The following is a 13,685-nucleotide window of genomic DNA, read 5'->3' as shown; positions in this document are numbered from 1 at the left end:
AGTTGCCAATCTATGCTGTGTGACCTGCTTCTCTCAATGCGTTCCCCCGCCAAACGGATCCGCGCCTTCCTTGCCCTCGCCGCGCTCGTCTTCAGCGCCGGGCCGGCCTTGGCACAAGTCAACTGGCGGATGACCACGGAATATCCGCAAAATAACATTTCGGGGATCGGCCTCACCACTTTCGCCGATCGCGTCGCGACGCGCACAAGCGGTTTCGTGACCGTGGCCAACGCCTTCGACAACGAGCTCAAGATCAACTCAGGCGAGATGCCGCGTGCGGCGCTGGACGGTCGGATCGCCGGCGGTGACGCCTTTGCCGGCGCGCTGTCCGGCCTCGACCCGGTACTCGGTCTCTCCACCCTGCCATTTCTGGTACAATCGGTCGATATCGCCCGCACCGCCAATGCACGGGCGCGCCCCCTCTACGAGAAGGCCTTTGCCGCACGCGGTCTCAAGCTGCTCTATCTGACGATCTGGCCGGCCACCGGCCTCTGGTCGGATCATTCGCTCGCAGGCCCCGACGATCTGCCCGGACTGAATTTGCGGGCCTACGATGCCAATTCCAACGCCGTGATGCGCGCGGCGGGCGCCAATGCGCAGTTCCTGCCGATGGACAAAGCGCTTGCCGGCCTCAGGGACCATCAACTGAATGCGTTCCTCACCTCCGGCGACGGTGGCGCGGGACGCAAGCTGTGGGACTTCCTGCCCTATTTCACAGCCATCAACTACGCGATGCCGGTCTCGATCGCCTTCGTCCGCAGTGAGGCCTTTGCCGCGCTGCCCGAGCCGATGCAGCGCGAGGTGCTGGCCGCCGCGGCCGAGACCGAGCAGAGCCAGTTCGCACTGCTGGCCCACCGCACGTCCGAGAATTATGCGCGCATGCGCGACAACGGTGTCAATATCGCCGAGCCCGCACCGCCGGCCCTCGTTACGGCGCTCCGAACGGCAGCAGCGGGCACCATCACGGCCTGGGAGGCGCAGGCCGGCGCGGACGCCGCCGCGATCGTCGAATGGGCAAAACACCAATGAGAGGACCGCCAGCGGCGCTTGGCATGCCACTGCTGCGGTGAAACCTCCGGCGGTTTCGCCTTTCGCTGCTTCAGTTTTTGACCGGAACCAGGTCTTCGCCGCTGATGGCGCGGTCGAGGGCGTCGATCACCGCCTGGAGCTCCACGAACTTGTTGCGCGCTCGCTCGGCCGTGTCACGCACAAAGGGAGCAGCCAGCACCTTCGCGTGCGCATCCCTGTCCTCGATCATGCGATCGCGGGCCTTCTTCAGTGTCTGAAGTCGCTCGCTCATTCGGCCCTCTCCTGAAAATATCTTCTTGATCGCAAGCCGGCCGAAAAAGCGGATGAAACCTCAACAACCGCGGCAGATAGTCTTCAACTTCGCTGAGGTCCTGGTCTCTTCCGCAAGGAATGGGTCTTTGTAGGCACCGCGAGACACGTCGTTCTCCGGAGCAGCCGGCTTGAGCACCTTCGGAGGAAACGCCGCGTCGTAACAGGCGAGACGCCCGCTCGTGCTTTGGATCGCGCGGCAGTCAGGTTCTCCGGCGAAAGCACCTTGCGCCAATGTGCCGAGCGCCAACGCGACAAGAACCCGCAGCACAATCCGGTCGGCGAGGCGAAATCCGGGCATGCATGCTCCTGCTCAGTCGGCGGGAGCACTCGTGACCCTCAGTCACCGATGGATGCCATGGGAAGGGCGGTGATGGCGCGACCCTACGCTTGAGGGTCGCCAATAGCGAGCCTTAAAAAGGCTACGCGGCACCAATGCGGCGATTAGCCAGACCATTTGTCGTGAGCCGACGAGTTGCCTCGGCGGGCCACCTCGTCTACCTCATGTTGCGCTCGAACAACGGGCGCAGCATCAACCCAGGCGCGGCCAGGATGACGACAGTCTTTTTCGATCTCGACGGCACACTGACCAACCCGAAACCCGGAATCACCCGCTCGATCCAGTACGCCCTGGAGCAACTGAGCCTCGCGGTGCCGAGCGAGGATGAGCTGACCTGGTGCATCGGCCCGCCGCTGCATGCCAGCCTGCAAAAACTCACGGGAAGCACCGAACTCGCCGACCGGGCGCTGCTGCTCTACCGCGAGCGCTTCAGCGATATCGGCCTGTTCGAGAACGAGGCTTATGCCGGCATCATGGACACGCTAACGACGCTTGCCACGACGACACCGCGCATGTTCGTCGCGACCAGCAAGCCCGCGGTCTATGCCAGCCGCATCGTCGAGCATTTTGGCCTGAAGCCGTATTTCGAGCGCGTGTTCGGCTCCGAGCTCGACGGCACGCGCGTCGACAAGCGCGATCTGCTTCGTTACGCGCTCGACGAGGCCAAGGTCGATCCGAACAGCGCCATCATGATCGGCGACCGCAGCCATGACGTGGTCGGAGCCCGGACCAACGGCATGACCGCGATCGGCGTGCTCTATGGCTATGGCAGCGAGGCGGAGCTGCGGGACGCCGGCGCACATCACATCTGCACCGCGCATCCCGAGCTGCTCGGCCATTGCATGGTCTAAGCGCTGACCGTCTCGACCGCGGCAAGCATGCCGGTCTTCGGATGGCAGCTCAGATATTCAAAGAACTGCTCGTCGGCGGCGGCCACCGTGACCTCGTGATAGAGCCGCAGCTTCGCTGACGGCCCGAGCGTCGAGAGATATTTCATCGCCGCGCCGAAGATTTTCACGTGGGTCGGATGCGATTCCGCCCAACGCTCCAGTGCGGCGAGACTTTTCCACCAGCTCTGGCCATAGGACTTTTCGCTGACGCCGCCGTCAGCCGAGAGCACCTGCATGTAGCGGTTGGCGTAGCAACCGATTGCAAGTCCGTCATCGCGTAGAAAGTCCATGCCCTCGCGCAGCACCGGTTCAACGTCGTCGAGATACAGCTTTCGCTCGGACGACTCGGTATCGCTCCAGTCCTGCCCGGAGCGGATCAGGCAGAGATTGTCGTGCGCTTTCACGCGCAGCCGTGCCCCGTCGCGGATCAGCTCGGGATTGCCGTCCGGCGACATCGGATCGGTCTGCGACAGCGGCATGCGATCGCGCATGCCGCCCCAATAAGCGTGCTCCTGCACCTCGCCGCTCATGCCGTCGGCGATCGCCGCGACCCCTTCGGGCCTGCCGAGCGAGGAGAACAGCGTCTCGTGCCGGGCGACCGTGGGACGCAGGACCTCGATGAAGGTGCCTATTCCCTCGCGCGGCTTTCCGGTCCACGCCTCGCGTGCCGGAGCAAACCAGGCATCGAAGCGCGCGAGGTCGTCCCAATAGGCGACCGAAACGATGTTGGCATGGCCGGCCTGGTCGACGTAGTGAGCGCGGTCCCAATGCGAGGGACCACCCTCGCCGCCGAATAGCCCGGCGATTTCAGCGAGCGCTTCCGTCGCGACCGCCGGTGCCGGCCCACGATACTGCACGCCGAAATAGGCCATCACGACACGAGCGACCGCGGGCTTGTAGCGCGCCACGAAAGACGGATATGGCGGCTGATAGTCGTCCGGCACCCGCTTGTGGCGCGTGCGCGCGGTCTCGAGATGCGCAGGAATTGCGGATTCCATGATCGTGCCCTCCCCTCGATTTCGGTGATCAGCTCGCCGCTGCGGCAATGTCCGTGGGCTCGACGGTATCCGCCGGCAACGCGAACTGCTCGACCCGCTGGTATCGCTTCTTGTTGAGCAGCAGCCGTGTGACGTCGGGCCGCGAATAATGCCCGGCGGGGTCGGCGGCGTTCTTGGCGACGCCGATGGCGCCGAGATCGATCTCGGCGATCAGCAGACCCTCCTGGTCCGGCGCGAGCTTGTCGCCGATCTGGCTGCCGTCGGGGCCGTAGATCGCGGCAAAACCGCCGCCCACATGCAGCAGCGCATTTTTGTCGGGCCGGTCGCAGAGCTCGTCGATCATCGCCTGCGACACCGTCGCGCAAGGCGCGAGCACGAAGCATGAGCCCTCCACCGCATAGACGCGCGAGGCGGCGTTGTTGACCTCGGCGCCGAGGGCGGGCGCGAAGGGATCGTACAGCGAGAAGCTCGGCCAGGCCGCGACATGGACCTGCTCGTTCTGGGCGTACATCGCGTATTTCGACAACGGCTGGAGATGCTCCCAACAGCACAGCGCGCCGATGCGGCCGATGTCGGCGCGAGCATGGACGGCAAGATCGCTGCCGTCACCTTCACCGTAAACGGTGCGCTCGGCATGGGTCGGCCGCAATTTGCGGCGCTTCGCGATGGTCTCGCCGTCGGGTCCGATCAGCCATTGCGCGAGGTAGAGACTGCCGCCATCGCGCTCAGACAGGCCGATCACCGCCGTCAGCTTGGCCTTGCGGACAGCATCGCGCAGGCGCTCGGCCTGCGGGCTATCATAGGACAGCGAATTGTCGAAATAGCGCTGCACGAAGCCGCGGCCGATCGCCCAGGCCGGCGAGTCCATCCAGATGTGCCAGGGGTAGCCGGGGATGAACGCTTCCGGAAAGGCAATCAGCTTGGCGCCCTTCTCCGCTGCCTCCTTGATCAGCGCGATCGACTTGTCGGTGGACGCGTCGAGATCGAGCCAGGCAGGTGCCGCCTGCACCACGGCGACCTTGTATTTCGGATGTTCGATACCCATTGCCGCCTCCATTGCCGGTTGATCGGAAGCCACGTCCGATGCAGTCTATTAGGCCAAGCCGGGCGGCCGGGCGCTCGACCACGGCGGAACAAAAACTCGACTGGAAGGGATCGCCGTCCCGGTACGGAACTTGCCTGCGCTCCGGCTGGATCTGCGCCACCATGCGGTTTTGCGGGATGTGAAAGGGAGGCCTGCCAATGCAAATCCAGTTCACGACGGACGACAGCCCCGGCTACCGGCGGCTGGCCCTCTGGCAGGATATCGTCTGCGACGTCTTCGTCGGGCTCGACTGCAAGTCCGACCTCGGCAGCGCCTTCCACGGCTCGGTGACGCAGGCCGCGCTCGGAAAGGCCGTGTGCTCCGACGTCAGCTCCGACCGCCAGCATGTGTTCCGCACGCCCTCGCGCATCGCGCGCTCGGATCAGGATTTCGTCCTCATTGCGCTCGGCAATCGCGGCGCCGGTGGCGTGGTGCAGGACGGCCGCGAGACCGTGATCCATCCCGGCGAATTCGCGCTCTACGACACCACACGCCCCTATGAGCTGAAATTCAATGACAGCTTCACGCAGACGATCTTTAAGGTCCCGCGCCAGATGTTGCAGCGCCGGCTCGGCGGCACCGAGACGCTGACTGCAATCTCGTTCGGGGCCGATGTGCCGCTCGAGCGGCTCGCCTATGATTTCATCTTCCGGCTCTGCCAGAGCGCAGATCGGCTCGCGCCGGACAATGCCGCCGCGTTGTCGGAACAGGCCATCGATCTGCTCGCGATGGCGCTGAGCGAACGGCTCGGCAAGACATCGCTGCCGTCCTCGACCTATCGCTCCGCCCTGCTCTACCGGTTGAAAGCGCAGATCCGGACGCACCTTGCCGATCCTGACCTCTCGCTGTCGGAAACCGCGGCCACGCTCGGCATCTCGCCGCGCTATGTGAACGATCTTCTCGCCGACGAGGACACCTCGTTCCAGCGCCATGTGCTCGCCGAGCGCCTCGCCCAATGCAGGCGCGACCTCGCCTCGCCCATGCTCGCCCATCGCCACATCAGCGAGATTGCGTTTGCCTGGGGTTTCAACGACCTCTCGCATTTCGGCCGCGTCTTCCGCGAGCATTTCGGGATGTCGCCACGCGATTACCGACAGAGCCAGTTGCGGCACTGACGCTGGGGATAGCGCGATTTCAGAGCGGGCGCGTCCGCCTCTGACCAGCACGTTGCAGAGCAGAGCCGCCATGTGCTCGCGCAATGGTGCGCGAAGCATGTTTGGGCTAGCTTCAGCAGCAAGACCGCGGGGATCAATCAGCCGGCCGCCAGGAGCAGATCGATGGAATACCGTCGCTTGGGCCGGTCCGGCCTCATGGTGCCCGCTTTGAGTCTTGGCACCGGGACGTTCGGCGGCGTCGGCCGCCTCGCGGCATGGGGGACGACGGACGCGACCGAGGCGCGCCGCCTTCTGGACATTTGCCTGGAGGCCGGCGTGTCGATGTTCGACACCGCCGATGTCTATTCGCTCGGTGAATCCGAACGGGTTCTCGGTGAAGCCATCAAGGGCCGCCGCGAGAAGGTGCTGGTCTCGACCAAGGCGACGTTCCGCTTCGGAGACGGCCCTAACGACGTCGGCTCGTCGCGGCAGCATTTGCTGGCAGCCATCGACAGCTCGCTGAGCCGGCTTGGCACCGACTATATCGACCTGTTCCAGCTCCATGGCTTCGATGCCTTCACCCCGCCCGAGGAGGTGCTCTCGACGCTCGACATGCTCGTGCGTGCCGGCAAGATCCGCTATGTCGGCGTCTCGAACTTTTCGGGCTGGCATCTGATGAAGTCGCTTGGCGTCGCCGACAAGCACGGCTTCCCGCGTTACGTCGCCAACCAGACCTACTATTCGTTGATCGGACGCGACTATGAATGGGAGCTGATGCCGCTCGGCCTCGACCAGGGGCTCGGCGCGGTGGTCTGGTCGCCGCTCGGCTGGGGCCGTCTCACCGGAAAGATCCGTCGCGGTCAGCCGAAGCCCGAGGTCAGCCGCCTGCCCAAGACCGCCGATTTCGGCCCGCCCGTGCCCGACGAGCACCTCTATCGCGTCGTCGAGGCGATCGACGAGGTCGCCAAGGAGACGGGCAAGAGTGTCTCCCAGATCGCACTGAACTGGCTGCTCCAGCGCCCGACAGTCTCAACGCTGATCGTCGGCGCGCGCAACGAGACGCAGTTGCGCGAAAACCTCGGCGCGGTCGGCTGGTCCCTGACCAAGGATCAGGTCGCAAGGCTCGATGCCGCGAGCAAGGTGACGCTGCCCTATCCGTACTGGCACCAGCGCACGACTTTCAGCGACCGCAATCCGCCGGCGGTGTGAGCGCGCCGCTCCGCGGGGATTAGCACGAAATTGGCCGACGCTCACCCGCACCATCACCACCATGCCATTCTGCCGCTGTTTTGCCCGGACGGGTCAATCAATATTTCTGCGTTCCCGAATTCAAGATTTGCCAGTCGTTTCTACTGTGCATGGGGTTGTTTTCGCGTTTCTTGTTGGAGTCGCCCCAACCCATGCCCACAGCGCCGGGAGACCCGCTCCCGGGACAGGAACCGCCCGTGTCGTACCGGGTTGCGATGCATCTCGCAATTTCCTAATCCGGAGATCAGCCACGGCTCGAATCAAGCGCGCCTCCCCCATGTCCTCTGTCCCGTTCGAGCATGCCGACGGCCTGCCGCAGCCCCAGCGCAACCAGGCGGTCCTGACCATTGCGCTCGGCATCATCATGGCCGTGGTCGACAGCGCCATTGCTAATGTCGCGCTGCCGACGATCGCAGCCGATCTGAACGCCAGCCCGGCCTTCTCGATCTGGATCGTCAACGGGTACCAGCTCGCGATCACGATCTCGCTGCTGCCGCTGGCGTCGCTCGGCGAGATCGTCGGCTATCGCCGCGTCTACCTGGTCGGGCTCGTGCTGTTCACGCTCGCATCCGCATTCTGCGCACTGGCGCATACACTGCCGCTGCTCACGATCGCGCGCATCATCCAGGGCTTTGGCGCGGCCGGCATCATGAGCGTCAACTCGGCGCTGGTGCGGTTCACCTATCCGCGCAGCCTGCTCGGCCGCGGCATCGGGCTCAACGCGCTCGTCGTCGCCTTCTCTGCCGCCGTCGGCCCGACGCTCGCCGCCGGCATCCTCGCGGTCGGCAGCTGGCCGTGGCTGTTCGCCATCAACGTCCCGCTCGGCGTGGTGACGCTGGCGCTCGGCTGGCGCAGCCTGCCGCATACGAGCCCCGCCAGCCATTCCTTCGACTGGCAGAGCGCGGGTCTCTCCGCGATGACCTTCGGCGTCGGCATCGCCGCGATCGACAGCGTCGGTCACGGCGAGGCAACGCTGACATGCCTCGTCCAGTTCGCGATCGCCATTATCGCCGGCGCGCTGCTGGTCTACCGCGAGACCCACATGAGCTCGCCGTTACTGCCGATCGACCTGTTGCGCATCCCGGTGTTCGGGCTGTCGATCGCGACCTCGATCGCCTCGTTCTGCGGGCAGATGCTGGCCTTCGTCGCAATCCCGTTCTACCTCCAGAGCCGCTTCGGCTATTCGGCCGTGCATATGGGCCTCCTGATCACGCCGTGGCCGATCGCGGTGGCCTTCGCAGCCCCCCTCGCCGGCCGCCTGGTCGAGCATTATCCGGCCGGCCTGCTCGGCGGCATCGGGCTCGCGTTGTTCGCCTGCGGTCTCGGCGCGCTCGCCTTCCTGTCCGACGCTCCGACGCCGCTCGACATCGTCTGGCGGATGGCGCTGGCCGGCGCCGGCTTCGGCCTGTTCCAGACGCCCAACAACCGCACCATGATCGCGGCCGCCCCTCGCGAACGCTCCGGCGGCGCCAGCGGCATGCTGGGTACTGCGCGGCTGCTCGGCCAAACCACGGGAGCTGCACTGGTCGCGCTGTTCCTTGGCCGCTATCCAATCGATGGAACCCGAATCGCACTCCTCACCGGGGTGGGCTTCGCGCTCTGCGGCGCGATGCTGAGCATGCTGCGACTGTCGCCCGCGGGTGCGCGCGGCGCCGAGCATGTCCGCGTGCAGGACGACCAGCGCCTGCGCGGCGAATGATGCCGTCTGGCAAGGCGTGACGCACGCAAAGAAAAAGGCCGGCTCTTCAGCCGGCCTTTTTGATTCATGTTCCAGCGATCAAGCCTTGACCAGCGGGCCCTTGGAGGCCGGTCCCTTCGGGCCGCCTGGCTTGTTGGACTTGCCCGGCGGGCGCTTGCGGGCGCCGGGCAGCTTTTCCTGCTTCGGCGTGACCGGACCTTCGACGAACTCGAAGCCGATCTTTTCCTTGGTCTCGTCGGCCTCGTCCTTGACCAGGACGACACGGACGTGGCCGCCGCCCTTGAGCTTGCCGAACAGCACCTCGTCGGCCAGCGGCTTCTTGATGTGCTCCTGGATGACGCGGGCCATCGGCCGCGCACCCATCTGCTCGTCATAGCCGTGCTGGACCAGCCAGGCCTTGGCGGGCTCGGACAGCTCGATGGTGACGTCGCGGTCGCCGAGCTGCGCTTCGAGCTGAAGCACGAACTTCTCCACCACCGTGCCGATCACCTCGACGCTGAGGTGGCCGAACGAGACGATGGCATCGAGGCGGTTGCGGAACTCCGGCGCGAACTGCCGGTTGATCGCCTCGTGGTCGTCGCCTTCCCGCTTCGAGCGCGTGAAGCCGAACGCCTGCTTGGCGAGATCCGAAGCACCCGCATTCGTGGTCATGATCAGGATCACGTTGCGGAAGTTGACCTGCTTGCCGTTGTGGTCGGTGAGCCGGCCGTGATCCATGATCTGGAGCAGCACATTGTAGAGGTCGGGATGCGCCTTCTCGATTTCGTCGAGCAACACCACGCAATGCGGATGCTGATCGACGCCATCAGTGAGCAGGCCGCCCTGGTCGAAGCCGACATAGCCGGGAGGCGCGCCGATCAGGCGCGACACGGTGTGTCGCTCCATGTATTCGGACATGTCGAACCGCAGCAATTCGACGCCAAGCGACGCCGCGAGCTGCTTTGCGACCTCGGTCTTGCCGACGCCGGTCGGACCCGAGAACAAATAGCAGCCGATCGGCTTCTCCGGCTCGCGGAGGCCGGCTCGCGCCAGCTTGATCGACGCGGCAAGCGACTCGATCGCCTTGTCCTGGCCGAACACGGTGCGCTTCAGGGTCTGCTCGAGATGCTTGAGCACCTCGGCATCGTCCTTCGACACGCTCTTCGGCGGGATCCGCGCCATCGAGGCGATCGTGGTCTCGATCTCCTTGATGCCGATCGTCTTCTTGCGCTTGTTCTCAGCCACTAGCATCTGCGCCGCGCCGGACTCGTCGATCACGTCGATCGCCTTGTCGGGCAGCTTGCGGTCATGGATGTAGCGCGAGGAGAGCTGGACCGCAGCCTCGATCGCCTCGTTGGTGTATTTCAGCCGATGGTAGTCCTCGAAGTAAGGCTTGAGGCCCTTGAGGATCGCGATCGCGTCCTCGACCGTCGGCTCGTTGATGTCGATCTTCTGGAACCGCCGCACCAGCGCGCGGTCCTTCTCGAAGTGCTGGCGGTATTCCTTGTAGGTCGTCGAGCCCATGCAGCGGATGGTGCCCGAGGCGAGCGCAGGCTTGAGCAGGTTCGAGGCATCCATCGCCCCACCCGACGTTGCACCCGCGCCGATCACGGTGTGAATCTCGTCGATGAACAGGATGGCGTTCGGATGCGCCTCGAGCTCCTTGAGCACCTGCTTCAGGCGCTCCTCGAAGTCGCCGCGATAGCGCGTGCCCGCGAGCAGCGTGCCCATGTCGAGCGAGAACACGGTCGCAGCCGCCAGAACCTCCGGCACCTCGCTGTCGACGATGCGCTTAGCAAGGCCTTCGGCGATCGCGGTCTTGCCGACGCCGGCCTCGCCCACGAATAGCGGGTTGTTCTTCTGCCGGCGGCACAGGACCTGGATCGCGCGATTGATCTCGGAATTGCGTCCGATCACCGGATCGATCTTGCCGTCGCGCGCCTTCTTGTTGAGGTTGACGCAATAGGTCTCGAGCGCCTCGCCCTTCTTCTTGGCGTCCTCGCTACCCTTGGTCTCGGTCTCCTCGTCCACGCCGCGCACCGGCCGCGCCTCGGAGACGCCCGGCCGCTTGGCGATGCCGTGGCTGATGTAGTTGACGGCGTCGTAGCGCGTCATGTCCTGCTCTTGCAGGAAGTAGGCGGCATGGCTCTCGCGCTCGGCGAAGATCGCGATCAGCACATTGGCGCCGGTCACCTCTTCGCGACCGGAGGACTGCACATGGATCACCGCGCGCTGGATCACGCGCTGGAAACCGGCGGTCGGCTTGGCATCATCTGCGCCGTCCGTCACCAGATTTTCGAATTCGGTCTCAAGATAATTGACGAGGCTCGTGCGGAGCTTGTCGAGATCGACGCTACAGGCGCGCATGACGGCGGCTGCGTCGGAATCGTCGATCAAGGAGAGCAGAAGATGCTCGAGCGTCGCGTATTGGTGATGACGCTCGTTTGCGATCGCCAGTGCACGATGCAGGGATTGTTCAAGGCTTTGAGAAAAAGTCGGCATTCGCGTCCTCTATGGCCCCCACCATCATGATCGCCATCGCCCGGTCAGGCAACAACAACCTTTGTCACATATAGTTATACAAGATCGCGGCGAAAGACCGGTTCCGCGACTCAATGGGCATTACGCGCCCACGGTATATTCGATGCAAAACCCGTTCCGATTTGGGCAGAACTACCCATCTGGGCAGGATCGGCGCCGGCGCTGATCTCCGCCGGATCATGCGGCAGGACGTGCTGCCGTCACACACCGCACGAACAGAACCACTCTAAAAAAAACCTGAATTTGAACGCGCGGTTACTTCTTTTCCATCACGCATTGCAGCGGGTGCTGGTGCTTGCGGGCGAAATCCATCACCTGTGTCACCTTCGTCTCGGCAATCTCGTAGGTGAACACGCCGCACTCGCCGATGCCGTGATGGTGGACATGCAGCATGATCTTGGTCGCGGCCTCGACGTCTTTCTGGAAGAACTTCTCCAGCACGTGGACGACGAACTCCATCGGCGTGTAATCGTCGTTCAGGATCAGCACACGATACAGGTTCGGCCGCTTGGTCTTCGGTTTGACCTTGGTGATGACGGATGTGTTCGGACCCGCCGGGCCACCGGAACGGTTCTCGTCGTTGCTCATCCGAGGAGCGTGGGCGGCAGCGGGCAGGTCTAGTCTGGAAGTCAGTTGCGGCATGGCTCAGGCGTTCAAATTCCCCACGGAAGCGTGTGACGGCCCGCCGCACGGCCCCGCAGCCGGGAGCCTGGCGCTGGCGCGCCGCCTTGTCGGATCGCCGCTTCCAACCGGTCCGGTCGAAGCCGGGTCGGTTGCAAGGAATATGGGCCCGCCCCCGGCTCGCCGCAAGCGTGGAGGGTCCAGCCGATGCGGCCGCAGCGGCCCCGATTCCCGATCCGGGCGATCCGGGACAAGGTTAATCAATCCGAACCGATTTGACAAAACAATCCGTCCCCGGGTTTCACCGGTATTAACCAGAACCCCTTCGGCAGCAGCGGCGCGACCTTTTGCGCGCCACCAGCCCCGTTTTTTTGCGGTCGAGTTTACCTGGTCTTCAATCACGCGCCCTGAAATAGCGCAGAATTCGAGATTTCGGGGAATGTCATGTTTCGCCTGCCCCTCGCCCGGTGCATTCTTCGATACCTCGCTCGCTTTGCCGCCGGCGAGCAAGGCAACGTCGCCGTCATCTTTGCGATCTTGCTGTTCCCGACCATCTATTTGCTGGGCATGACCCTCGATTACACTCAGGCGCAACGCCGGCAATCGCAACTGGACGCCGCAGCTGATGCCGCCGCAATCGCGGCCGTGACACCATCGATGATGGCCCAAAGCACAACGGTCGCACAGACGACCGCCACGAATATCTTCAATGCAACAGCGAATGCAATCGCCGGCGGCCTGACTGGGGCGCCCGTCCTGACCGTCAACGTCGGCAACATCGGCTTGGTGCGCAGTGCGACCGTTAGTTACACAGCGAACTCCAGCAACGCCTTCCCGACCCTGCTCGGCGCTCCCGTGTGGCCGATCAAGGGCGCAGCGACGGCCAGCGCCTCCGGCGCGCCGAACATCAACTTCTACTTGCTGCTCGACGACTCGCCATCAATGGGAATTGCAGCGACATCGGACGATATCACCAACTTGATCGCCGCCACGAAAAACCAACCTTCCGGCTCCGCGAACTGCGCGTTCGCCTGCCATGAAGCGCATCCCAATCTCGACAGCGGTGCAAGCGCCTCGACCGTGGACAACCTCACCATCGCACGCAACAAGAACATCACGCTGCGCATCGACCTCGTGGCCCAGGCGACGGCAAGTCTAATGAAGACCGCGCAATCCACCGAGGCGACACAGAACAACACTTACAAGGCTGCGATCTATTCATTCGACTACGGGTTCAACACGGTGTATGCGCCGTCGGGGCTGCCATCCGCCGACCTGACGAGTGCCGCGACCGCGGCCGCGAACAACATTTCGCTTCTCAAAGTCGACCATCAGAACTGCGTCGTTTCGGGGAGTTGCACCACCGACTACGGCACCGACATCGAAAACGCGCTCACGAGCGTCAACGCCCTCATGCCGTTGCCCGGCGGAGGGTCAAATCAGACCGGGGATACGCCTCAGGAAGTGATCTTCCTCGTCACCGACGGGGTTGACGACAAGATGGTGTCGCTGAGCTCGTCCTGCAGCGGAACGCCGCTTGCCAACGGCTCCAAGTATCGGTGTCAGCAACCGATCAATACGTCAATATGCACGACGATCAAGAACCGGGGAATTCGCATCGCGGTGCTCTATACCGAGTACCTGCCGCTCACAAGCAACGGCTGGTACACCTCCTACATCGCGCCGTTCAACAATCCCTCGTCGTCGACCGGACAGATCGCGCAAAATGCGAAATCCTGCGCGTCGCCCGGCTTGTTCTATGACGTCCAATCGGGCGGCGACATCACCGACGCACTCAAGAAACTGTTCCTGTTGGTCGTGGAAACGGCCCCTCACCTGACGAACTGAGCTAA

At 64.1% G+C, this 13,685-nt stretch carries 11 protein-coding genes; 6 read left to right on the top strand and 5 right to left on the bottom strand.

Annotated features, from left to right (window positions below):
• The first annotated feature begins 12 nt into the window (after positions 1–12).
• Positions 13–1,029 carry a TRAP transporter substrate-binding protein gene (locus tag JJE66_RS16750; RefSeq protein WP_200515432.1) on the top strand — a complete coding sequence of 339 codons (1,017 nt, stop codon included), beginning with the start codon at positions 13–15 and terminating at the stop codon, positions 1,027–1,029.
• A 70-nt stretch (positions 1,030–1,099) separates the two neighbouring features.
• On the opposite strand, the gene JJE66_RS16745 is transcribed toward JJE66_RS16750, so the two are convergent.
• Positions 1,100–1,300, bottom strand: a complete 201-nt coding sequence (locus tag JJE66_RS16745; protein ID WP_200515431.1) for a hypothetical protein — start codon at positions 1,298–1,300, stop codon at positions 1,100–1,102.
• A gap of 590 nt (positions 1,301–1,890) precedes the next feature.
• Here JJE66_RS16745 and JJE66_RS16740 point away from each other — a divergent pair.
• A complete protein-coding gene (locus JJE66_RS16740; RefSeq protein ID WP_200515430.1) occupies positions 1,891–2,529 on the top strand; it encodes an HAD family hydrolase in 639 nt (212 codons plus the stop codon).
• Here the strand turns inward: JJE66_RS16740 and JJE66_RS16735 are convergent.
• Positions 2,526–3,566, bottom strand: a complete 1,041-nt coding sequence (locus tag JJE66_RS16735) for a phenylacetaldoxime dehydratase family protein (RefSeq protein ID WP_200515429.1) — start codon at positions 3,564–3,566, stop codon at positions 2,526–2,528. The two genes, JJE66_RS16740 and JJE66_RS16735, sit on opposite strands and share 4 nt — an antisense overlap.
• A gap of 28 nt (positions 3,567–3,594) precedes the next feature.
• Positions 3,595–4,611, bottom strand: coding sequence for a carbon-nitrogen hydrolase family protein (locus JJE66_RS16730; RefSeq protein WP_200515428.1), 1,017 nt, complete (start codon positions 4,609–4,611; stop codon positions 3,595–3,597).
• Between the two features lie 197 nt (positions 4,612–4,808).
• Between JJE66_RS16730 and JJE66_RS16725 the strand changes: the two genes are divergently transcribed.
• From JJE66_RS16725 to JJE66_RS16715, 3 genes are all read left to right on the top strand, one after another.
• A complete protein-coding gene (locus tag JJE66_RS16725) occupies positions 4,809–5,765 on the top strand; it encodes a helix-turn-helix domain-containing protein (protein WP_200515427.1) in 957 nt (318 codons plus the stop codon).
• 162 nt (positions 5,766–5,927) lie between these two features.
• Positions 5,928–6,953: an aldo/keto reductase gene (locus JJE66_RS16720; RefSeq protein WP_200515426.1), complete on the top strand. Its 1,026-nt coding sequence runs from the start codon at positions 5,928–5,930 to the stop codon at positions 6,951–6,953.
• A 316-nt stretch (positions 6,954–7,269) separates the two neighbouring features.
• Complete coding sequence (locus JJE66_RS16715; RefSeq protein ID WP_200515425.1) at positions 7,270–8,691, top strand: MFS transporter; 1,422 nt, start codon at positions 7,270–7,272, stop codon at positions 8,689–8,691.
• Positions 8,692–8,769: 78 nt separating this feature from the next.
• Here JJE66_RS16715 and clpA read toward each other — a convergent pair whose 3' ends face one another.
• Both clpA and clpS read right to left on the bottom strand, forming a co-directional pair.
• Positions 8,770–11,172 carry an ATP-dependent Clp protease ATP-binding subunit ClpA gene (gene clpA, locus JJE66_RS16710; RefSeq protein WP_200515424.1) on the bottom strand — a complete coding sequence of 801 codons (2,403 nt, stop codon included), beginning with the start codon at positions 11,170–11,172 and terminating at the stop codon, positions 8,770–8,772.
• 294 nt (positions 11,173–11,466) lie between these two features.
• Positions 11,467–11,799 (bottom strand): ATP-dependent Clp protease adapter ClpS, encoded by a 333-nt coding sequence (clpS, locus tag JJE66_RS16705; protein WP_027530069.1) that lies wholly within the window; start codon positions 11,797–11,799, stop codon positions 11,467–11,469.
• A 477-nt stretch (positions 11,800–12,276) separates the two neighbouring features.
• On the opposite strand from clpS, the gene JJE66_RS16700 reads away from it, so the two are divergent.
• Positions 12,277–13,680 carry a TadE/TadG family type IV pilus assembly protein gene (locus JJE66_RS16700; protein ID WP_200515423.1) on the top strand — a complete coding sequence of 468 codons (1,404 nt, stop codon included), beginning with the start codon at positions 12,277–12,279 and terminating at the stop codon, positions 13,678–13,680.
• Positions 13,681–13,685: the final 5 nt, after the last annotated feature.

This window comes from Bradyrhizobium diazoefficiens (assembly GCF_016612535.1).
Taxonomy (GTDB): Bacteria; Pseudomonadota; Alphaproteobacteria; order Rhizobiales; family Xanthobacteraceae; genus Bradyrhizobium; species Bradyrhizobium diazoefficiens_C.
This window is presented reverse-complemented; position numbering and strand designations above follow the sequence as displayed.

What these genes read in the sequence shown, in the direction of transcription:
- JJE66_RS16730 (WP_200515428.1), bottom strand. Translation starts at nt 4,611, where the DNA reads ATGGGTATCGAACATCCGAAATACAAGGTCGCCGTGGTGCAGGCGGCA.
- clpA (WP_200515424.1), bottom strand. Translation starts at nt 11,172, where the DNA reads ATGCCGACTTTTTCTCAAAGCCTTGAACAATCCCTGCATCGTGCACTG.
- JJE66_RS16735 (WP_200515429.1), bottom strand. Translation starts at nt 3,566, where the DNA reads ATGGAATCCGCAATTCCTGCGCATCTCGAGACCGCGCGCACGCGCCAC.
- JJE66_RS16740 (WP_200515430.1), top strand. Translation starts at nt 1,891, where the DNA reads ATGACGACAGTCTTTTTCGATCTCGACGGCACACTGACCAACCCGAAA.
- clpS (WP_027530069.1), bottom strand. Translation starts at nt 11,799, where the DNA reads ATGAGCAACGACGAGAACCGTTCCGGTGGCCCGGCGGGTCCGAACACA.
- JJE66_RS16725 (WP_200515427.1), top strand. Translation starts at nt 4,809, where the DNA reads ATGCAAATCCAGTTCACGACGGACGACAGCCCCGGCTACCGGCGGCTG.
- JJE66_RS16750 (WP_200515432.1), top strand. Translation starts at nt 13, where the DNA reads ATGCTGTGTGACCTGCTTCTCTCAATGCGTTCCCCCGCCAAACGGATC.
- JJE66_RS16745 (WP_200515431.1), bottom strand. Translation starts at nt 1,300, where the DNA reads ATGAGCGAGCGACTTCAGACACTGAAGAAGGCCCGCGATCGCATGATC.
- JJE66_RS16715 (WP_200515425.1), top strand. Translation starts at nt 7,270, where the DNA reads ATGTCCTCTGTCCCGTTCGAGCATGCCGACGGCCTGCCGCAGCCCCAG.
- JJE66_RS16720 (WP_200515426.1), top strand. Translation starts at nt 5,928, where the DNA reads ATGGAATACCGTCGCTTGGGCCGGTCCGGCCTCATGGTGCCCGCTTTG.
- JJE66_RS16700 (WP_200515423.1), top strand. Translation starts at nt 12,277, where the DNA reads ATGTTTCGCCTGCCCCTCGCCCGGTGCATTCTTCGATACCTCGCTCGC.